The sequence below is a fragment of the Pseudochryseolinea flava genome (genome assembly GCF_003286915.1).
GTDB classification, from domain to species: Bacteria; Bacteroidota; Bacteroidia; order Cytophagales; family Cyclobacteriaceae; genus Ohtaekwangia; species Ohtaekwangia flava.
The window spans coordinates 304,045-325,070 of record NZ_QMFY01000007.1 but is presented as its reverse complement, the minus strand read 5'-3'; the positions used below and the strand labels follow the sequence as shown (position 1 = coordinate 325,070).

The following is a 21,026-nucleotide window of genomic DNA, read 5'->3' as shown; positions in this document are numbered from 1 at the left end:
TAAGGTTTTTTTAGGCATATGCCCTCCAGAATATTTGAAAATGAAAAAGGATGTTGACTCAACAACATCCCTTTCAATGATCGACATTCTGTCGGGAGAACCTATCCCTGGCAGGTTGCTCCTCAGCTTATTGTGTGATGAGCAGTCACGTTCACATGATTATCGCCCGACAAGGTAAACAGACATTAGAAGGTGTCATTCGTGATTTGAAGAAATATACTTCTGTTAAGATTACAGAAGCGATCGAAAACAATTCGCAAGAAAGTCGCCGTGAATTGCTTTTGTGGTTATTGAAGAGGGCAGGATCAAGGAATGTTAACAACAAAACCTATCAGTTTTGGCCAGCAGCATAGCCATCCGATTGAGCTCAATACAAATGAGAAGGTAGATAAGACGGTAGATTACATTCATAATAATCCAGTGGTATCAGGTTACGTCAGGTTTCCTGAAGACTATCTGTACAGCAGTGCGGGTAATTATGCGAGACGAACGGATAATGTGGTCGAAGTGTTATTGATCTAAACTTGGGATCAGTCTGAAGACTGAAAATGTTTTGGGTCCAAGTCTCTCGGCCCACGTGCAGCGCGCAAGACTTGAACTAGCTAAAGGTTTCCTGAAGACTATCTGTACAGCAGTGCGGGTAGTTATAGTTATTCGAGACGGACGGATAATGTGATCGAAGTGTTATTGATCTAAACTTGGGATCAGTCTGAAGACTGAAAATGTTTTAGGTCCAAGTCTCTCAGCCCACGTGCAGCGCGCAAGACTTGAACCAGCTAAAGACTGAAAGTGTTTTAGGTCCTAGTCTCTCGGCTCACGTGCAACGCCCAAGAACCAGGACTTGCGCTAGGAGATTCTATCCCTGATTAGTTTTTGGCCGCTGCTTTCCGAAATAGAAAGAACGTGAGTGAGCCAAAAATAAGTAACCCGATACCTGGGAAGGTAAGCAATAGAAGAATTCTCTTTTGATCTTCATCAGTGTATTTATGGGATATTAGTGAGGTTATGGCGTAACCGGTCATAATCAATAGCTGTAGTGTAATCAATGCAGCTACCGAACCAGCGATGAGTAAAAATGTTTTCATTTAAGTGTTTTTGTCGCGTAAAGAAAAGGTACTTGGAATCTTCAAATTACTCCACCTCATGCAAGTCTTCATTACCACCTAATCAAGTGTCTTATCACTGCCTGGTTTCAAGTCTGAGCAATGACATGCGCGGTGTTAATGGAGTGAAGGAGTGAACTTCGTCGACGCATACACTTGCGAACTATGCCGCCAAGTTTCGCGCAGGAAACAAAGTGCGCGATGATCAGTTGGTAAACATTTTTGTTCATGGTTTATTAGCGATTATCATGTCGTGTCAATTTACGACTGACGTGAATAAAAACGGCAGACTAATATGCTAATCCCATTCCGTTGTAACAAGTGTGACAAATTATGTCAATGTCTACCTTCTTTCTAAGCCATCTTTCTTTTTGTTCAGATGGCCTTTTCCCGGCTTTCCTCGCTGTTTCCTCCGTATATGTCCCGTATATGTCTGCTACGTGTCCGCTATTTCTCCGCTATCACAGGGAACATGTAGCGGACAGCTCCGTAAAAAGGATCTGGAAAACAACTTAAAAATATTTACAAAAGTTTTTTACTACGCAAACTGGTTGCGAACTGCTCCGATAGATTTGAAACATTAACGGCACAGAAAGCCTTAGCCATATTAGCGAATGGTGATGGTTCAAAGGCCTGTGTAGAAAATAAATGGTTCACGAAAAATTTAAAGTTATGTCAAAACAAATGTCGATTCTAGAATTGAAAGGTAAAATGCACCCACCTCGCGCAAGTCTATCTCAAAGACTGGTTCAAGTCTGCGCGGTGGTCACGTGGTGTTAGCGGTGCGAACTTTGCCTGCGCTTCGTTTGAGAACAGTGCCGCCAAGTTTCGCGAAGGAAATAAAGTCGCGCGAAGATGTGAGCGTGATCATTTTCGTTCAGGATTATCAGCGACAATCAATGTCTTGTAAAATTGACGTGAAGCAATGGACACAAACCAACCGATAACTGATAACGGATAACAGATAACAGATAACAGATAACCGACCGCGACCGTTCCTAACTACGATTAGTTAATGCGGGCTGGTAAATCTTTCTGCGATCAACACGCGGTTGAATCCTTTGATTTGATATTTTTGACAAAGCACGCTGCGCATGAATCCAAACTATAAGGCTGATGAACGTGAATTGGTGAAAGTTGCTACTTTCTTTAAGAAGAAAGCAAAGCAACTGATTGGAGAAGGTAAGCTAGGAGAGGAGAACCGTCAGGTAGAAGCTGCGGTTGATAAATTCATTGAACACCTCGACGAACACGCTGACACACGCGCACACATTTTGAAGGAGCGGGAACAACTTGGCAAACTCGTGAAGGACAATGCTGAATGTCCGAAGTGCAAAACGCGCGACATGATCAAACTTGTCGGCACAGACAAGGACGAAAGAGGTTGGAAAAGTAACCGCTATAAATGCCGCAAGTGTAACATTCAATTCACATGGAATCGTCCCAACAACCCTTGGGATATGATTCAATACATTGAAGAAGTAATGACGCTGCATCACGTCAAGACTGGCGATACAACGCTTAGCAGCGATGAGCGCGAGCAGATTGCGGCAACCATTCAAGGCATGGAGGATAATCTGGCCAAGTTAAAGCCCGTGATTGAAAGTCATGATCGCGAGTACGAAGCGTTGCAAGTAAGAGAAGGAGAGATGGCCAAAGCGGTTCACGAATTTAAGAACACGTTATTGATCGAAAAGATCAAAATGGATACATGGGAAAATAAGCATAAATAGAGAACACTATGACCCTGCTCAAACTATCATCGGTTAAGAAAGCTATTGCACAAGATTTTGTCTTGCAAGATATCTCCTTCACACAACGCAAACTCCAAAAGATAGTGGTCGCGGGGGAGACAGGGTCGGGGAAAAGTACATTGTTGAAATTGATATCCGGACTTGCGCGTCCTGACGAAGGGGAAATCTTCTTTGAACAAAAATCTGTACACGATGCTGTGTTTGAAAAGTTGGTGCCGGGTCATCCGGGCATTGCGTACCTGTCGCAGCATTTTGAGCTTCCCAAGTTTTTACGTGTTGAGCAAGTATTGGAGTATGCGAACATGTTATCTGCAGAAGAGGCGGCAACCCTCTTTGAGGTCTGTCAGATCAGCCATTTATTAAAACGTAAAACAGATCAGCTTTCTGGTGGTGAGAAGCAACGCATCGCGATGGCGCGTTTGCTGTGTTCTTCGCCACGACTGCTCTTACTGGATGAGCCCTTCTCACATTTGGATCTTCCACACAAAAATACATTGAAAGATGTTATCCGTGACATCGGCGAAAAATTGAAGATAACCTGTGTGCTGGTATCACACGATCCCGATGATACACTGCCGTGGGCAGATAAGATCATCGTGTTGAAAGATGGAAAGATCGTTCAGCAAGGAACGCCCGATAAAATTTATCGCGAGCCTGTGAATGAATATGTTGCTGGTCTTTTTGGAAAGTATAATGTGATTCCGCCAGCCAAGGCAAAACTTTTTCCAGGGCTAAAGCTGAAAAGTAAGACGAAGAATATTTTAATCAGACCCGAGAGCTTCTCACTGGTCGGTCCTACGAAGAAAGGCGCGACAGGAAAGATCAAGAAAATCAATTTTCTTGGAGGTTTTGCAGAAGCGGAGATCGACGTCGACGGTCAGATTGTTACGGTAAGAGTTATCGGCAATCACATCAAAGAGGGAAAGAAGGTTAAGGTGGCAGTGGTTTGAGAACTGCGCGCGTATGAGTGGCTGCGGTTTGTCACAATTAAGGAAGCATTTCACGACTAAGCAATATTAACACCCCTTCGGGGTTAAGTTCTGCTTTGTTAGAATCATGTCACCCTTCGGGGTTGGTTGAGTTATGCTGTTAGAATCATGTCACCCCTTCGGGGTTGGTAGAATCATGTCACCCCTTCGGGGTTGGTAGAATCATGTCACCCCTTCGGGGTTGGTAGAATCATGTCACCCCTTCGGGGTTGGTAGAATCATGTCACCCCTTCGGGGTTGGTTGAGTTCTGCTGTTAGAATCGTGTCACCCCTTCGGGGTTGGTTGAGTTCTGCTTCGGGTTTGGTAGAATCATGTCACCCGTTCGGGGGTGGTTGAGTTATGCTGTTAGAATTTCTAAAGGGCCCGCGGCACAATGGTATTCTCTTCACGATTCACGTCTAACGATTCACGATTAACGATTCACGATTAACGAAACTTCCCAACGACTGTTAGTCCCAAAAAAAGCTCACTGATTTCAAAAAAAGCTACCCTTCTCCGAACTTTTTCTCTCCAAGCGGCATTACTAACCTTACCCTAACGACTAACGTATGCACACAACCGAATCTGTTATTCCCGTTTATAATTTTATGCATTGCTCTGGCGAAAACGATTTTGCCATTGCGCATATGACCACCGTTGACGTGCTCGGTAAGTTGCAAATCCCTCATCGTCAGGAAGGTTACAACGTATCGTTGCTTTTGAAAGGAAGTATGACACGGTACATTGACTTCGATCGTCATGAGATTCATGCCCCCGCGATTATTTGCATCGGGCCTGATCAAATCAATCAATACGAATCCGCTGATGATGCTGAAATGATTTGTATTTCGTTCAGCCAAGATTTTCTGATTGCTGAGATGAAGCGTTGGGTTGCTTGTTGGGAGTGTATGTTTACCAACGTGATTCTGAATGCCGATGAAAAGGACATGGAAGAGTTGCGCGTGTATGCCGACCTCATGTTAAAGGAATTTTCAAGCGATAAACCGAAGAAAGAGATAATCATACGCAACTTGTTGAATGCGTTTATCATTACGATCGCGAGGATGCGTGATGCCATGGCCTCTATCATGATGATGGACATGAGTTCAAACAAGATTGTCGAGCAATTCAAGTCCTATGTAGATGCACAGTTCAAAGAGAAAACTCAGGTAGCGCAATACGCGGAGATGTTGTCTGTGACACCGGGTCACTTGAATGATTTAATCAAGACAACGACAGGAAGAACGGCAAAGCAAGTGATCGATGAGAAGCGAATCATGGAGGCGAAGCGTCTTCTCTTCTGGGCGGATTACAATTTGAAAGAAATTGCAGGACAATTGAGCTTCGAGGATGATTCCTATTTTAATCGTTACTTCAAAAAGCATACTGGTTTTACGCCGAGCGCTTTTCAGCGCACGATCCGTGAAAAGTACAATTAATGCCCTGATTATGTAAATCAATTCGAGACTTGCACCACTAACTTTGTTCACGCAACCTCGTTCAACCACCATCATTAGTATTTAGACATTTCGCTTTTAGCACTTTGCTTTTAGCAGTTGGTCATTGGCGTGTGGCTTTTAGTCATTTGCCAATTGCTGTTGGTCATTTCATGCTTGCTGAAAAGGAAACCATCGCGTACAAGATCAACCGCTAGCGACGAGGCGTTAATAGTTCGATTGCCAAAAAGCTAACAACCACTTAATAATTTTTTAACCGAAACCGTTTATGAATTTCAAGAACAACTACAAAGCCGTAACCATATTCACCCTGTCGCTGGTAGCGGGAACGCTATTGCTGACACGGTGCACGAAGTCGGAAGGAGGAGAGGCCGCAGCTGCGGCACCTGCTCAACAATTTCCTGTACTTGTACTAGCGCAAAAACAAGCCACAACATATCAAGAGTTTTCAACGACGATCGAAGGGATTCAAGATATTGAAATACGTCCACAAGTGAGTGGCTATATTGATCGCATTCTTGTTGATGAGGGTGCTTATGTGCAGAAGGGACAGACGCTTTTTATTATCAATGATCGTATTTATCGTGAAGCGCATAATACGGCCAACGCCCGCCTTGCCACAGCGAAAGCAAATCTTGCTACGGCAGAACTGAATGTTGAAAAGATAAAACCACTCGTGTCCAACAATGTGGTTTCTGATGTTCAATTGAAGGAAGCTGAAGCTGCACGTGACGCTGCGCAAGCCAGTGTAAATGAAGCGCTCGCCTTGGTTCAAAGCGCTTCTATCAATGTGGGCTATACCAGTGTGAAGGCACCTGCAGACGGATACCTCGGCAAGATTCCTTTTAAAACAGGAAGCTTGGTGAGTATGAGTACCGTCGAGCCCTTAACGGTATTGTCGGCAGTGAAAGCTGTTTATGCGTATTTCTCATTCAGTGAAGTAGACTTCCTGAATTTTACGAAGAACATTCCTGGCAAGACCCTGGAAGAGAAGCTTCGTCAAATTCCGCCAGTAGCCCTAGCGTTGGCCGACAATTCGATTTACCCGCATACGGGTAAAGTTGAAATTGTATCAGGACAGTTCAATGATCAAACCGGTGCCATTGCTTTCCGTGCTATTTTCCCGAACGCCGATGGATTGCTGCGATCTGGTCTTACAGGTAAGATTCGTATTCCACGCGTGGTCGATGGCGCTGTAATCGTACCGCAGGAGTCAACGTTTGAACTTCAAGATAAAGTTTTTGTACTCGCGGTGGATGCTAAAAATATGGTGACCAGTACACCGATCGGTGTGGCGGATAGATTTGAAAACTTTTATCTCGTGTCGACAGGTGTGAAGTCTGGTGATCGCATTGTGTATGCAGGTCTCGACAAACTCCGCGACGGTACCGTGATTGATCCACAGCCTGTATCTCTAGACAGTCTTCAAAAAGGAAAGTGATGCAATAACATCACCACTCATTGAAGCGATTTTTAAAACTTATTTCTCATGCTAAGAAAATTTATTGAAAGACCAGTCCTTTCGACTGTAGTCTCCATTATACTCACGCTTTTAGGATTATTATCCTTGTTCACGTTGCCCATCACGTTGTTTCCAGACATCGCGCCGCCAACGGTACAGGTTACCGCAGTATATCCTGGTGCGAACGCCGAAGTGGTAGCGCGTTCTGTGGCTACGCCCATTGAAGAGGCCATCAACGGTGTTGAGAACATGACGTACATGACGTCGACATCAAGTAACGATGGAACGATGACGTTGAACGTGTTCTTCAAGACAGGAACAGATCCTGATCTCGCTTCTGTGAACGTGCAGAGCCGTGTGTCGAAAGCCATCAGCCAAGTTCCTCAGGAAGTTGTGCAGACGGGTATCTCTGTGCAAAAGCAGCAGAATAGTATGATCATGGTGCCGCTCATTTTTAGTAATGATACAACCTATGATGAAACGTTCCTGCAGAATTATGCCAAGATCAACATCATACCAGAACTACAACGTGTGCCAGGGGTAGGTCAAGCGATGGTGTTCGGTGCACGCGATTATTCGATGCGTGTGTGGCTGAAGCCAGATCGTCTCACAGCCTACAATCTTTCGTCGCAAGATGTGCTCGATGCCATTAAAGAACAAAACTTGGAAGCCGCACCGGGTCGTTTTGGCCAGAGTAGTACAGCGTCGTTCGAATACATTTTGAAATACAAAGGCAAATTGTCGAAGAATGAAGATTTTGAGAATATCATTTTGAAAGCAGCGGGTGATGGCTCTATGATCCGTTTGAAAGATGTTGCCCGTGTTGAGTTTGGTTCATTTGCGTATAGTGCAAACACCGTTATCGAAGGAAAGCCAGGTATTGGTATTGCTCTTTTTCAAAGTGCAGGATCTAATGCTAATGACATCCTTACGGAAGCTGAAAAGGTAATGAAGAAGGCGTCTACGTCTTTTCCAAAAGGCGTAGAATACTTCACGATGTTTAGCGCGAAAGAATTTTTGGACGACTCTATCTATCAAGTGGAGGAAACGCTAATCATCGCTTTCATCCTGGTGTTTTTAGTGGTGTTTGTGTTCTTGCAGGACTTTAGATCAACACTCATCCCCGCACTTGCTGTTCCGGTAGCGATTATCGGTACGTTCTTCTTTATGCAATTGTTCGGCTTTACGATCAACTTGTTGACGCTGTTTGCACTTGTGCTTGCGATCGGTATTGTGGTAGACGACGCGATCGTGGTAGTTGAAGCCGTACACTCGAAACTTGAGCGTACGAAGTTATCAGCTAAAGCTGCAACGATTGAATCGATGAATGAAATTTCGGGTGCAATCATTTCCATTACGTTGGTTATGGCGGCCGTGTTTATTCCTGTTGGATTCATGCAAGGTCCTGCTGGGATTTTCTACAAGCAGTTTGCCTTTGCCCTCGTGATTGCCATTTTGATTTCTGCGTTGAACGCGTTGACCTTAAGCCCAGCACTGTGTGCGTTGTTCTTAAAGAGTAATCATGGTGATGGCCACGACGAAAACCAGAAAGCCGGATTTGGAAAACGTTTCTTCAAAGCCTTTAATGCTGGCTTCGAAGCGACAACAGAACGATACACCAAAAGCATAAAATTCTTGATTGGTAGAAAGTGGATTGCCATTACCGGTCTTGTCGTTGTAACGGCCGTAACGGTTTATCTGATGAGAACCACGCCAACAGGATTTATTCCAACAGAAGACCAGGGATTCATTGTTTATTCTGTGAATCTTCCGCCAGGGGCTTCGCTTGATCGCACACAAAAAGTAATGGACAAGATCAACGTGATTTTGAAAGATGTTGAAGCAGTGGAAAGGACGGGTGCTGTTACGGGATTAAACATCGTGGCCAACGCGAACAGCTCGAACTATGCCGTAGGTTTTATCAGAATGAAACCACCTGGGGAACGTGGTGAATACAACAGCATTGACGAGGTGATCGGTTTGATTAACCAGAAGTTCAGCGCCATCAAAGAAGCGAATGTGTTTTTGTTTGTCTTCCCGACGGTACAAGGGTTCGGTAACACCAGCGGTTTTGAATTTATCTTACAAGATCGTACGGGTGGTCAACTCGACAAGCTTAACGCCACTGCACAGGGATTTATCGGTGAACTTTTTAAGCGACCTGAGATTGCTTACGCCTTCACGACGTTTAGCACAGGTAATCCGCAATACAACATCAAGATCGATGAAGCGAAAGCCAAGCAGTTGGGTATATCTATCAGCGAACTCTTGCAAACGCTTCAAGTGTATTATGGTAGCAGCTTCGCATCAGACTTTAACCGATTTGGAAAGTTCTATCGTGTGATTGTCCAAGCAGACATTGACTATAGAACGGACGCATCGTCGTTACAAAACATCTTTGTCAAGAACGAAGCTGGCAAGATGGTGCCTGTGTCGTCGGTGGTATCGCTTGAGCGAACTTATGGACCAGAGACGGTAACACGAAACAACCTGTTCAATTCCGTTACCATCAACGGTATGCCTAAGCCTGGTTACAGCTCTGGTGATGCGATTAAAGCCATTCAAGAAGTTGCAGAAGCAACGCTGCCGAGAGGATACTCGTACGAGTTTTCGGGTATGACGCGTGAAGAATTGGGATCCGGTTCACAAACCAGTATCATCTTCTTGCTCAGCTTGCTTTTTGTATACTTCCTTCTAGCAGCACAATATGAAAGTTACATTCTTCCACTGGCCGTTATCCTCACTGTCCCTACAGGAATCTTAGGTGTGTTTGCTTTCATTGGAATCGCTGGTATTGAAAACAACATCTACGTTCAAGTCGGGTTAATCATGTTGATTGGTCTGTTGGCGAAGAATGCAATTTTGATCGTTGAATTCGCTGTTCAAAAACGCAAGAGTGGTCACACGTTAATTGATGCGGCTTTGGAAGCATCGCGCCTTCGTCTTCGTCCGATCTTGATGACATCATTCGCTTTCGTGGTAGGATTATTACCACTTACATGGGCAACGGGTGGATCGTCGTTAGGAAATCGATCGATCGGTACGGGTGCGTTGGGAGGAATGCTAACCGGGGTATTGCTTGGTGTATTTGTGATACCCGTACTGTTCGTGATTTTCCAATACTGGCATGAACGCGTGAGTTCAAAGAGTGAAGCTCATGCTGATTCAAGTGTCGAACCTCAAACTATCTAAATACATGAACGCAGTGTTTAAAAAATATATCGTAGTCATATTAGTTGCTGTAACGGTACTCTGGAGTTGCTCCGCAAACCGCAACTATACGCGACCTGACTTAAAGTTGCCCGAAAATTATAGCGCACAAACTACGGGCGATAGTAGTCTTGCTCTACAGAATTGGAAAGTGTTTTTCAAGGATGCAAAGTTGGTTGCCCTTATTGACAAGGCATTGACAAACAATTTTGATTATCAGCAAGCTCTAAAACGCGTAGAGGTTTACCAATCGTTGGCAAAGCAAGCTAAAGTAGGATGGCTTCCGGCACTTTCGGCGCAAGCTTCCGCATCAACTGTGAATCCATCGGGCAATAGCTTGAATGGTATCAGCTTAAGCTCGTTTTTGAAAACGAATCACATCGAGGATTATTCTGTGTCAGCGACGTTGTCGTGGGAGATCGATGTTTGGGGTAAAATCAAGAATCGAAAAGAGGCCGCTATGGCAGACTATCTTCAGAGTTATGAAGCAACGCGTGCGGTGCAGACAAGTGTAATTGCAGCCGTGGCAGATGCTTATTTCACCTTGCAGATGTTTGATGCGCAGTTGATTATTGCAGAACGTAACGTAGCCCTAAGCGATAGTACGACAACGATCATGTCGTTGCAAAAGTCTGCGGGACAAGTGACTTCGTTGGCGGTGCAACAAGCGCAAGCACAAGCGCAGACAGCAAAATTGCTGAGAGCACAACTCTTGCAGTCGATTCAACTTCAAGAAAATGGTTTGCGTTTGTTGTTGGGCGACTATCCAGGAACGATCGATCGCGAAGTTTACGACAACGCCCTGTTGGATTCGGTGTATGCCACAGGTGTACCAGCAGCGTTGCTTAGCTTGCGTCCTGATGTGCGTGCAAGTGAACAGGCCTTGTTGGCCGCGAACGCAAGGGTAGGTGTTGCGCAAGCAAATCGGTATCCATCGTTGACACTCAGCGCTTCTGGCGGATTAAATGCGTTTGAAGCGAGTGATTGGTTTTCTGTTCCAACATCTGTGTTTGGATTGGCAAGCGGAACTTTGTTGCAGCCGATCTTTGAACGAAGAGCGCTTCGTACGCAATATGAAATTGCAAAGACGCAGCGTGAGCAGAGTGTGATAGCATTTCGCCAGGCAGTAACGGTAGGGGTGCATGACGTCACAAATGCCTTGGTAAAACTCAAGGGAACAGCAGATCAGCGTACGTTTGCACACGATCGCGTTAATGGTCTTGAGACAGCCGTAAGCAACGCTCAATTGTTATTCAAGAGTGGCATGGCGGATTATCTGGAAGTAATCACAGCGCAAAGTCGTGCGTTGAGTGCAAGTATTGAAGAGTCAATTATTATCAGACAACAGCGAAGCGCGCAGGTAGAACTCTATCGTGCACTCGGTGGTGGATGGAAATAACATAAAACTTTGGGGTTAGGTAAAAGCACCTGTCGGTTGAATGAAACTGGCAGCGTGCTTTTTTTATGTGCTGGCCATCGAAACAACTTGTATCATAAGGACGACAAGCGACATCACGGCCATTAACGCAATGATTAAAAATGCAATTCCTTTCCCATTGAGGTCCGGATGTTTTGCTGGAATAAGCTCGAAGACTTTTTGAAGTGTTTTTGTGGCGCGCCACGAGAAAACAACGAGTAGTGCTAAAGATAAAAGAATGCCTACCCAAGCGGCGGATGCGTTCTGATTAGCATGAAGCCATCCTACAAGAATGGCAATTACACCGGCACTTCCTCCAGAAGCCAAGGCCGTTTTCGCTTTGAGACCTATAAAGGCGACAGCAACGATTCCACAGGTAATCAAGAATGTTCCGTAGAAGTACAACAGTGCAGAGATTTGCATAGTACGCGATGGTTAAAATTTTCTTTAAGATACAACCATCAACCACATTCACGCATTCCGCGATTGAAAATTTACCGTATTTGGTCGCTTCGTCACATTTTCATGAAGCTCCATCACATTTGCCAATACGGTGAAAAGAAAGCGCGTAATGTTGAAGAAAAAACGAGATATGAAAATTAAATGGCGTGAGTATGAGGGCTACCTGGTCGCAATCCTAACATTGTCTGTAATGGCTGCGGATTGTTTCAACGCAATGATGATGTCGCCGGGTGAACGTACTTACCTCGAAACAGTCTATCGCGAACACGGTTTACCGTTCCGATATTTTCAAAACATACTAGGTCCACAGTTGGGGATTCGCCTCGTGCTGATGGGATGTTATTACTGGCTCAGTTTGTATGTTGTAAGGCTTGTCAAAGAAGTGCTACTAAGCGGCGACGTTCGTCTCACGCCGTTGTTGAAAATCCCGCTTCACATTTTACTTGTAGGTTTTGTGGTTGCGTTCGCTACCAATGTTGCTACCTATTTTGCTCATCCACATTTTTTCAATTATGGTGGTTGGAGGTCTTTAGCAATATTGGGGTACAACGAGCAGCCTCTGACCGTGATATGGTTTGGCCTTGATCGGGCTGTTATTCTGATTTTGATTTATGTCGTGTATGGCTTTGTGCGCGAAGCAATCATTACGGGTATCGATAAAAACACCAATCATCAATTGTTTCGAACAATGGTCGTTAACCAGATTGCCCTAGTCGTAATTATCTATTTTTCATTACTGGCCATCTTTGGTGTATTTGATGTCGCGTTTAGTCCGGCAATCGTTGTTGTTTACCTCGCTATTTTTCCAAGCTCGCTCGTCGTATTCTTCTTTAATGTGTATTTGATTTATCCGACGTCGAATGATGAGCCGCTTTCGCTGAGCACCTTACTGAAAGTTTTTGCCATTGTCATACTGAGTTCTTTTTCGATAATCCTTTTTAAATTATCCATTCTACCCGGCCCGAACGTTGGTAAAATATTCGTCACCTCTTGGATTGTGCAATTCGCTATTGTAACACCCTTGTCATGGCTCTATTACAAGCAACGCAAGGAGAAATTCATGGCGCTGCGTGGCGCAGAGGAAACCATCACGAGAACAAGTGCAGACCTGCAATTATTGCGCGCACAAATTAATCCGCACTTTTTATTCAATGCCTTAAATACCTTGTATGGTACGGCACTTCGCGAAAATGCGCCGAACGCTGCAGAAGGGATTCAAAAGTTAGGTGACATGATGCGCTTCATGTTACATGAAAACCATCAAGATTTTATCGCACTTGACAAGGAGATTGCGTACATCGATAATTATGTTTCATTGCAAAAACTTCGATTGCTGGAGAATGTTCAAGTTACCGTGGACATTGACGAACTTCATTGCGGCGAAAAAAAGATCAGTCCGATGCTGTTAATCACGTTTATTGAAAATGCCTTCAAGCATGGGATAAGTATGACAATGCCATCATGGATAAAAGTTGAGCTTCGTTGTACTCATGAACGATTGGAATTTACGGTGCGAAACAGTATTTCTGCGTCGAAAGCAAATGATCCGGAGAAGCATAGCAGCGGGATAGGGTTGGAGAATGTTCGTCAGCGGCTTGTGCTCTTCTACCCGAACCAGCACGAAATGACGACATCTGTGGTTGAAAATGAATACATTGCCAAACTGTCCCTAGAACTTCGATAGACATGTTAAAAGCAATCGCTATTGATGATGAGCCGATCGCGCTTGAAGTGATCAAAACGTTTTCGTCGAAAACCGAACATATCGATTTAATAGGATCGTTTACGGATGCTTTTAAAGCAATGGACTTCTTGAAGATGCATTCCGTTGATCTTATTTTTCTCGACATCAAAATGCCAGACATTTCTGGTATTGATTTTCTGAAAGCACTTCACCAACCGCCCATGGTTATTTTTACGACTGCGTATAGCGAACACGCTGTTCAAAGTTTTGAACTTGACGCCATCGATTACCTATTAAAGCCTATCGCGTTGACGAGGTTTTTGAAAGCCTGCAACAAAGCATTTGAGCAGCATCAACTTCGATATCAACAGCCAATAAAAGATCATGTATTTATCAAAAGCGGCTATGAACAGATTAAAGTAGCGCTTGCCGCTATTCGATATGTAGAAAGTAATGGTAACTATGTGCAATTTGTGATTGATGGGAAGAAAATCATCTCACGTCTTACTATGACTGAGGCTTCCGATTTACTTCCTCCTACGACTTTTGTGCGTGTTCATCGTTTCTATATCGTTTCGAAATTACACGTAACGCGTTTGGATAAACGAACCGTTTGGGTAGGAGAGAACGAAATTCCCATTGGTCCCGGCTTCGCTGAAAAAGCATCCGAACTGGTCCGTTAAACGACTGCCTATGATGCGGCCTGGGGAAGCTCTATATTTTCATTTTGATCAAAAGGATACCGGATTTTCCAGGTATAAATTAAGAAGTGTAAAGATTGAAGTAACGTAAAAGTCGATATGATGTATTCTTGATGTATTGAATTTATTGACTTCAGGCCTTTCTCATGCTTTCTTTACAATCACTCCCACAATCGTTGCGATTTCCCATAACATCGCGACACCTGTGAAAATGTAGTACATCGCTGGATGTGCGAGCGGACATTTACAACGCATCCGCTAGGCGCAGTCTGGTGAGTCTGTCATTTTCACGCCGTAACCTCAATCATGCGAATTGCTAATTGAATTTGAATCAAGTGCCAGTGTACTTGAACGGTTAACGTATTGTCTTTTACCTAAACTATATATTTAACTTAACCCACTTACTATGAAGTACAATTACAGGATATGTATGGCATTCATACTATCGCTCTTCGCCGGGACGCTGACTTATGCGCAGCAAAGTTTTAAGAAAGTACCCCTTGGAAAAGCTTCGACTTTCCGTGAAAACATCCAAACAAAACTGCGCACTACGGCCAATGCAAAATTCCGCAGCATGATTGATCTAAACGTGGGCAACAACGAGACGCTGAAATTGTCTGTTACCTATCGGGATGATAAAGATGCGCGTTCAACTTATCTCGTTGGGGAGGTTGCTGGAATGAAAGGATCAAGTTTTGTCATCAATGCGGATGGCAGCGATGTCAAAGGAAATATTATTATTCGTTCTGAAAACCGGGCATACGAGTACACTACGGATGCTAATGGAAATGCCTTTATTGAACGGGTTGACATCAACAAAGTGTTGTGCGTGAATTATGAAAAAATGCCAACGCCAGCGAAATCGCACGTCGATGCGAACGCTTCTGTGATGGCGCTTACTAACCTACAAAGTTTCCCGGGGGCACGTGGTTGCGTGTTGCTTGACTTTGATGGCCACTACGTTTCCGGAACACCTTGGAATAATGGTAATCCGATTAACGCGGCACCAAGTGGTATGAGCGATGCGCTCGTGCAAGAGGCATGGGAAGTTGTAGCGGAAGATTTTCGCCCGTTCCATTTGAATATTACAACCAACGAAGCTGTGTTCAATTCATATCCAAAGAACATGCGCATGCGTTGTATTATCACGCCGACAAACACAGCAGCGCCTGGTGCAGGCGGTGTTGCCTATATCGGTTCATTTAATTGGAATGACGATACACCGTGCTGGACATTCGTACTCAGCGGTAAAGGTGCAGGTGAGGCTTCTTCTCATGAAATCGGTCACACCTTCGGACTTGGTCACGATGGAAGAACAAATCCTAGTGAAGGTTATTTCGCTGGTCACGGCGATTGGGCGCCAATCATGGGCGTTGGTTATTACGAACCGATCACGCAATGGAGTCGAGGCCAGTATAATTTTGCAAACAATACAGAAGATGATCTTGCAAAAATTACGAGCGGCACGTACAATGTTGGTTACCGTGATGATGACTATGGCAATGGCACAGGATCAGCCACGGCAATTGCTTCTGGTAGTGTAAACCGTTCAGGTATTATTGAACGCAACACGGATATTGACTTCTTTTCTTTTAATAGTGGGTCAGGCACAATTAATCTAAATATCAATACCGTATCGCGCCATGGCGATCTCGATATCATTGCACGTTTATATAACAGTTCTGGTGGCGTAATCGCGACGTCGAACCCAGCAGGTTTGAATGCGTCTCTTAGCGCGAGTGTTAGTGCGGGCACTTATTACCTTTCTGTTGACAATACAGGCGCTGGCAATCCTGCAACAGATGGTTACTCGGACTATGCTTCGTTGGGTAGTTATTTTGTGACCGGTAGCATCCCCGTTGCGTCTAACGGTGTAGCTACGTTCTATAAAGATTGTAATTATGCCGGTACAGCAGTTTCCGTTCCAGCTGGCGACTACACATTGTCTGCACTTGTATCGCGTGGCATTGTTAACGACGATATTTCTTCACTTCGCGTAAATGCTGGTTATGAAGTTGTTCTTTACGAGCACGACAACTATGGTGGCGCGTCAATTACGATCACTGGCGACAACAGTTGTTTAGTGGGAGCGGGTTGGAATGATCGCGCTTCTTCAATTCGCGTAAGATCAGCTGCAAGTGCTTCACAAACTATTCAGGCTGAAAACTACAGTGCGATGTTGGGTGTACAAACGGAAGTAACAACTGACGCTGGTGGTGGTTCAAACGTGGGTTGGATTGAAACCAACGATTGGATGGCATACAACAGCATCAACTTCCCATCGACTGGCGCTTATCTCATTGAGTATCGCGTAGCCAGTGGTGGTACAGGTGGAACGTTGTCTCTTGATCTTAACGCGGGTGCCATTGTGTTAGGACAGGTTGGCATCCCTGGTACAGGAGGATGGCAAAATTGGACGACGGTTTCGCATACCGTGAATGTAACAGGAGGAACGTACAACGTAGGTGTATTTGCATCCGCTGGTGGCTGGAACATCAATTGGATTCGCATTACCAGAACGGGTAACGCTGCGCGTGAAGCAACACCGGCGTTTGAAGAAGTTGGTGAAGAACCAATCGCGTTGTTTCCGAATCCTACTGACGATGTTTTGAATATCAAACTCGCGAAATCACTTGAAGGTGGTCGTGTTACAATCTACGATCTTACCGGAAGGGAAGTATTACTTGGTCAGGTTAAAGAAGGCCAGATCAATGTGAGTTCACTCCGCCCGGGGATTCACCTGGTTGTAGTGCAAAAAGACAGACTGAGACACAGTACACGCTTCGAGAAAAAATAATATAGTTCCGATTAAAGAAAATAAGAGCAACAGCGCTATTTGCCTGTTGCTCTTTTCTTTTAGTTCTTGACCGTGACTGACAATACTTTTACCAGCTCGTCTTTAGGTTTGTTCCTGTTGATAAAAATGAAATAGAGATGATGACGTTCGCGTAGCGGTTTTTCTATCGTGGCGAATGTAGTCGATGTCGTGTCCCAACCGGTTTTGTTGAATTTGGCGCGAGCAATAACAGGTCCGGCATATGAATCCGTTCTGACCTCAATTTCGCCGTCGTACTTTGGCGCCATGTATTCGAAGTCAAAACCCGTTAACGTTGTGAGGTCAATATTTTTTAACATGAAGTATGCCTTATGTTTCGAAACGCCGTAATCGCGTGACCATCGATCAATACCAACATAAACATCAGCGTCAATGGGTCGGAATTGATTTTTTCGCAAGTGAATAACTTCTTGTGCTTGTGCGGGAGGCACATTATTGAACCCTCTATCCGTATAACTTGCTTGGATGGTGTATGTTCCAAAGGGCTCACTTTCTTTTGTGTGATTGAAATTTAAACTGCCTTGTGTCGGAAGGTGTTGAGCGTGCAGCTTGACGTCACCGATGGATAAGATGTATCGCACAATTTCTTTTGCGTCTTCCATGTTGATCTGTGGATGTGCGCTCATCACGTGGTCACGTCCCCAGTTACCACCACCGCCCATGATGATTTTTTTTGCAAGTTTGTCGATTGCGCCTGGTTGTGATTGGTAACGTTGGGCGATACGAATGTATGACGGGCCGACTGATACCTTATCCGTTGTATGGCATGCTTTGCAATCGCTGTCCATCATTTTCAGTTGCCCAGGATGTATTGGTTCTTGGTATTGCGTCAATTTATTTTTCGCGATAAGATCAGGTGAAGCTGCAATGCTATTCGGGCTATAGGAGAATTTAACAACTGCATCGCGTGGCAAAGGAGAACCATCTTCGGCATCGGAGAGACGAACACTGTAACGAAACGATTGCCCAGGAAAATAGAAGGACTTGTTGTCCTTTGTGAGAATATCAACAGCGGGCGCTGTGTTGCCAGCGTATACGACGACGGTGTCAAGTGAGGAAGCGTTGTGTTGGTCTGTAGCATTAAGAATGGCGTAGTATACCCCTGGCGTTGTAAACGTATATGTAGGATTCGCGGCATCAAATTGTTCGCCGCGAATTGTCCAAGAAAACCTGAGTTCATCGTCGTCATCTAGATCTTTTGATTGGCTACTGCTAAATTGTACTTTCAAGGGGCAAGGGCCAACAATTTTATTCAGTTGTGGAAAAGAGCGTTCCGATGTTAGGTTTGCTTTCTTGTCCCAAGATGACGCTGTTGTGTCGGGAATTCCAGCGCAAGCAATCGGTGCTCGGTTCCCTGCGTTGTATTCGATTCGCACAAGGCGCGCGTCTTCGTTGTCGATACCGTAAACAGATCCGTATTCAAGCATGTACATCACGCCGTCTTTTCCAAACGCAATGTCGATCGGTCTTCTAAAATCACCATTGCCGCTCATGAATGGCTCAATACGTTTTAAGTTTTCATTGTCATCAAATCGCATCGTCATTACCCAATTGCGCATCCAATCGAAAACAAAAAGACAGCCATCATAATACTTGGGAAATTTTGTCGGCGACGAGTTTTGATCGTCATAGGAGTAGAAGTCTCCGGCCATGGCACTTCGTCCACCTTGGCCGAGTGTTGGGAATTTGTCGGACGCCATGTAAGGATACCATACCATCGCAGGTTGAGGCGCCGGCAATTTCGTTAGCCCCGTATTGTTAGGAGAATTGTTTACTGGATTTGCTACGTCAAAAGTCTCGCGCTTGATGTTCTTCTCAAAGTCCCAGTGATTATATGGTTGATTGTTCCCAATGAAGTAAGGCCATCCAAAATTTCCTGCTCGTTTTGCTTGATTAAACTCATCGTAACCACGAGGACCTTGCAAGCTATCTTTTCCTGCATCCGGACCAATCTCTCCCCAATAGACTGTGTTTGTAATTGGATTGACCGCAATACGATAAGGGTTTCGACATCCCATCGCAAAGATCTCTGGTAGTGTTTTTAAAGTTCCCTCTGGAAAAAGATTTCCTTTCGGGATGGTATACTTCCCGTCGGCAGTAGGATGGATGCGAAGTATTTTTCCTTTTAAATCATTTGTATTGGAAGGACCGCGTTGTGCATCCAAACTATAGTGTTCTGCTCCTGGACGTTCATCTAAAGGCGCGTATCCATTCGATGGAAATGGACTGGAGCTGTCGCCTGTAGAGAGGTAAAGATTTCCATCTTTATCCCACGCAAGAGAACCGCCATGGTGAGCGCCGCTGTTTTCTTGAACTGGAACTTTAAGCAGTATCTTTTCCGATAACGAATCGAATGTGAATGTTGATGTTAATGTGAAACGAGAGAGATTAAAATAGATTGGCTCTGCCGTTGTCGCGGGAGCATAGTACACATAGAGATGATGATTCTGTTTAAAATGAGGATCTAGCGTAACACCGATTACACCCGTGCCGCCACGTGTGCAAATGTTAAAGCGATGAAGCACGCTGTGCTGAGATGTCTGCTGATTGAACATCATCAGTTTACCGCTACGCAATTCTGTAAAGAATATTTTTCCATCATCGCTCACGGCAAGTTCCATAGGGTTATTCAAATCATTGACGAGCACTGTTTTGACAAAGCGATTTTCTTCGGGAACAGGAACGGCGTACGACTTAGAATAGTCGAGGGGAGCGTGATTCATGGCATATTGAATGCCTCCGAGTACGTGTTGTAGAAACAGCGAGTCTGTATAGCTCGCATCATCGTGTCCTGCAGCGGTGTAGAAAGATCGGCCACCGTCGAATTCGTGATACCAACTGTAGGGGTGGTAGCTTCCGTTCGTGCCGCCTTCGTAACTATTTTCATCAAGCGTCGCAAGGACTTTGATTCCGGCATAGAAGTTTCTAAAGCTGTACCACTCTTCCTCGCGTTCCCATCTTGCGGGTAGGCCAGCCGTTGCGGGATGAGACTTGTCAATAACCTCAATCACACCTTTACGAACGCCGGGATTCATTGGATGATTGGCGAAAAATGCGCCTACAAGTTTTCCGAACCAAGGCCATTCATATTCTGTACATGCTGCAGCATGAATACCAACAAAACCTCCACCGGCCTGTATATATCGCTCAAAGGCTGCTTGTTGTTCCGCATTCAACACATTTCCCGTGGTATTCAAAAACACCACGGCATTGTACCCCTTTAAGTCATCGTCGTTGAAAATTGATGCGTCACGCAGCGTATCGACGTCGATATTGTTAGCGTTTCCCAGGTTGAGGAGCGCTTTTAGTCCAGCAGGGATTGAATAGTGTTTCCATCCTTTTGTCTTCGCAAAAACTAAGATTCGCGGCGTAGATGAACGTTGGCAGGCGCTTAAGAACACGAGTGTAATAACGAAGGCTAATAACCGACGCAGCAAGGTTTTGTTTGGCATAAGTGAATTTAACGGGCAAAAGTTAGATGTCAAATAAGCGACATAGTTAATGCGCACTTTGCTGAAAAACTTGGAGTGCAATCCCGAAAGCTTGTAAGGGAGTACTGGAAAGGGGAAAGTAGAAAGCTTAAAGTGGAAAGCTACTGGTTGTCCGGAGAAAGCTTCTTTATAACGACCCCAAAACCGGATCGCACTTTACTCTTATCAACTTTTTGAATGTTCTACTGAGTCCCTCTGATAAGTTCGAGCATCGTCCTCTTCTTACTTTTCTTTTTGCTTCCCCAAATAGAAAAGTAACAAAAGAAAAAGGGGAAACTTAAACATGCTGCCCATCGCACATGCCTGAACTCCCCCGCGTTTAAGTTGGGCCACCGCACGCACGCTCTATTAAATTTGTTTTTTTTAACAGCCTTCTTTTTTACGCAATCAAAAACGATAGATTAGTGATTAGAAACGCGGGCTATTTTCAAAACGAAAAATTCCCCGGACACTAGTAGCGTAAAGCAGAAAGCTTAAAGG

At 44.6% G+C, this 21,026-nt stretch carries 14 protein-coding genes; 11 read left to right on the top strand and 3 right to left on the bottom strand.

Annotation, left to right across the window (positions count from 1 at the left end; all coding sequences use genetic code 11):
• The first annotated feature begins 137 nt into the window (after positions 1–137).
• On the top strand, positions 138–353 hold the full coding sequence (locus tag DQQ10_RS28425; RefSeq protein WP_165823954.1) for a transposase: 216 nt from the start codon (positions 138–140) through the stop codon (positions 351–353).
• Positions 313–522, top strand: a complete 210-nt coding sequence (locus tag DQQ10_RS27760; protein ID WP_133259665.1) for a hypothetical protein — start codon at positions 313–315, stop codon at positions 520–522. Before DQQ10_RS28425 ends, DQQ10_RS27760 begins: the two co-directional genes overlap by 41 nt.
• 344 nt (positions 523–866) lie before the next feature.
• Here DQQ10_RS27760 and DQQ10_RS15455 read toward each other — a convergent pair whose 3' ends face one another.
• Entirely contained in the window at positions 867–1,085 is a 219-nt protein-coding gene (locus DQQ10_RS15455; RefSeq protein ID WP_112747784.1) for a hypothetical protein, read from the bottom strand.
• 1,112 nt (positions 1,086–2,197) lie between these two features.
• Between DQQ10_RS15455 and DQQ10_RS15450 the strand changes: the two genes are divergently transcribed.
• The 6 genes from DQQ10_RS15450 (at position 2,198) to DQQ10_RS15425 (ending at position 11,354) form a co-directional block, all read left to right on the top strand.
• Complete coding sequence (locus tag DQQ10_RS15450) at positions 2,198–2,836, top strand: hypothetical protein (protein WP_112747783.1); 639 nt, start codon at positions 2,198–2,200, stop codon at positions 2,834–2,836.
• Positions 2,837–2,844: 8 nt separating this feature from the next.
• On the top strand, positions 2,845–3,807 hold the full coding sequence (locus tag DQQ10_RS15445; RefSeq protein WP_112747782.1) for an ABC transporter ATP-binding protein: 963 nt from the start codon (positions 2,845–2,847) through the stop codon (positions 3,805–3,807).
• A 588-nt stretch (positions 3,808–4,395) separates the two neighbouring features.
• On the top strand, positions 4,396–5,265 hold the full coding sequence (locus tag DQQ10_RS15440) for a helix-turn-helix domain-containing protein (protein WP_112747781.1): 870 nt from the start codon (positions 4,396–4,398) through the stop codon (positions 5,263–5,265).
• A 286-nt stretch (positions 5,266–5,551) separates the two neighbouring features.
• Positions 5,552–6,724 carry an efflux RND transporter periplasmic adaptor subunit gene (locus DQQ10_RS15435; protein WP_112747780.1) on the top strand — a complete coding sequence of 391 codons (1,173 nt, stop codon included), beginning with the start codon at positions 5,552–5,554 and terminating at the stop codon, positions 6,722–6,724.
• A gap of 48 nt (positions 6,725–6,772) precedes the next feature.
• On the top strand, positions 6,773–9,937 hold the full coding sequence (locus DQQ10_RS15430; protein WP_112747779.1) for an efflux RND transporter permease subunit: 3,165 nt from the start codon (positions 6,773–6,775) through the stop codon (positions 9,935–9,937).
• Positions 9,938–9,941: 4 nt separating this feature from the next.
• Entirely contained in the window at positions 9,942–11,354 is a 1,413-nt protein-coding gene (locus DQQ10_RS15425; protein WP_112747801.1) for an efflux transporter outer membrane subunit, read from the top strand.
• Between the two features lie 63 nt (positions 11,355–11,417).
• Here the strand turns inward: DQQ10_RS15425 and DQQ10_RS15420 are convergent, their stop codons facing one another.
• Positions 11,418–11,795 carry a TMEM14 family protein gene (locus DQQ10_RS15420; RefSeq protein ID WP_245970432.1) on the bottom strand — a complete coding sequence of 126 codons (378 nt, stop codon included), beginning with the start codon at positions 11,793–11,795 and terminating at the stop codon, positions 11,418–11,420.
• 169 nt (positions 11,796–11,964) lie between these two features.
• Here DQQ10_RS15420 and DQQ10_RS15415 point away from each other — a divergent pair, with 169 nt between their 5' ends.
• The 3 genes from DQQ10_RS15415 (at position 11,965) to DQQ10_RS28125 (ending at position 17,016) form a co-directional block, all read left to right on the top strand.
• Positions 11,965–13,518 carry a sensor histidine kinase gene (locus DQQ10_RS15415; RefSeq protein WP_245970431.1) on the top strand — a complete coding sequence of 518 codons (1,554 nt, stop codon included), beginning with the start codon at positions 11,965–11,967 and terminating at the stop codon, positions 13,516–13,518.
• A 2-nt stretch (positions 13,519–13,520) separates the two neighbouring features.
• Entirely contained in the window at positions 13,521–14,201 is a 681-nt protein-coding gene (locus DQQ10_RS15410; RefSeq protein ID WP_112747778.1) for a LytR/AlgR family response regulator transcription factor, read from the top strand.
• A 424-nt stretch (positions 14,202–14,625) separates the two neighbouring features.
• A complete protein-coding gene (locus DQQ10_RS28125) occupies positions 14,626–17,016 on the top strand; it encodes a carbohydrate-binding protein (RefSeq protein ID WP_221409740.1) in 2,391 nt (796 codons plus the stop codon).
• Positions 17,017–17,075: 59 nt separating this feature from the next.
• Here the strand turns inward: DQQ10_RS28125 and DQQ10_RS15400 are convergent, their stop codons facing one another.
• On the bottom strand, positions 17,076–20,507 hold the full coding sequence (locus DQQ10_RS15400) for a ThuA domain-containing protein (protein ID WP_112747777.1): 3,432 nt from the start codon (positions 20,505–20,507) through the stop codon (positions 17,076–17,078).
• Positions 20,508–21,026: the final 519 nt, after the last annotated feature.

Bases quoted from the DNA above. Each gene is read 5' to 3' on its own strand.
- DQQ10_RS15400 (WP_112747777.1), bottom strand. From the start codon at position 20,507: ATGCCAAACAAAACCTTGCTGCGTCGGTTATTAGCCTTCGTTATTACA.
- DQQ10_RS15410 (WP_112747778.1), top strand. From the start codon at position 13,521: ATGTTAAAAGCAATCGCTATTGATGATGAGCCGATCGCGCTTGAAGTG.
- DQQ10_RS15435 (WP_112747780.1), top strand. From the start codon at position 5,552: ATGAATTTCAAGAACAACTACAAAGCCGTAACCATATTCACCCTGTCG.
- DQQ10_RS28425 (WP_165823954.1), top strand. From the start codon at position 138: ATGAGCAGTCACGTTCACATGATTATCGCCCGACAAGGTAAACAGACA.
- DQQ10_RS15440 (WP_112747781.1), top strand. From the start codon at position 4,396: ATGCACACAACCGAATCTGTTATTCCCGTTTATAATTTTATGCATTGC.
- DQQ10_RS27760 (WP_133259665.1), top strand. From the start codon at position 313: ATGTTAACAACAAAACCTATCAGTTTTGGCCAGCAGCATAGCCATCCG.
- DQQ10_RS15425 (WP_112747801.1), top strand. From the start codon at position 9,942: ATGAACGCAGTGTTTAAAAAATATATCGTAGTCATATTAGTTGCTGTA.
- DQQ10_RS15430 (WP_112747779.1), top strand. From the start codon at position 6,773: ATGCTAAGAAAATTTATTGAAAGACCAGTCCTTTCGACTGTAGTCTCC.
- DQQ10_RS15415 (WP_245970431.1), top strand. From the start codon at position 11,965: ATGAAAATTAAATGGCGTGAGTATGAGGGCTACCTGGTCGCAATCCTA.
- DQQ10_RS15455 (WP_112747784.1), bottom strand. From the start codon at position 1,085: ATGAAAACATTTTTACTCATCGCTGGTTCGGTAGCTGCATTGATTACA.
- DQQ10_RS15445 (WP_112747782.1), top strand. From the start codon at position 2,845: ATGACCCTGCTCAAACTATCATCGGTTAAGAAAGCTATTGCACAAGAT.
- DQQ10_RS15450 (WP_112747783.1), top strand. From the start codon at position 2,198: ATGAATCCAAACTATAAGGCTGATGAACGTGAATTGGTGAAAGTTGCT.
- DQQ10_RS28125 (WP_221409740.1), top strand. From the start codon at position 14,626: ATGAAGTACAATTACAGGATATGTATGGCATTCATACTATCGCTCTTC.
- DQQ10_RS15420 (WP_245970432.1), bottom strand. From the start codon at position 11,795: ATGCAAATCTCTGCACTGTTGTACTTCTACGGAACATTCTTGATTACC.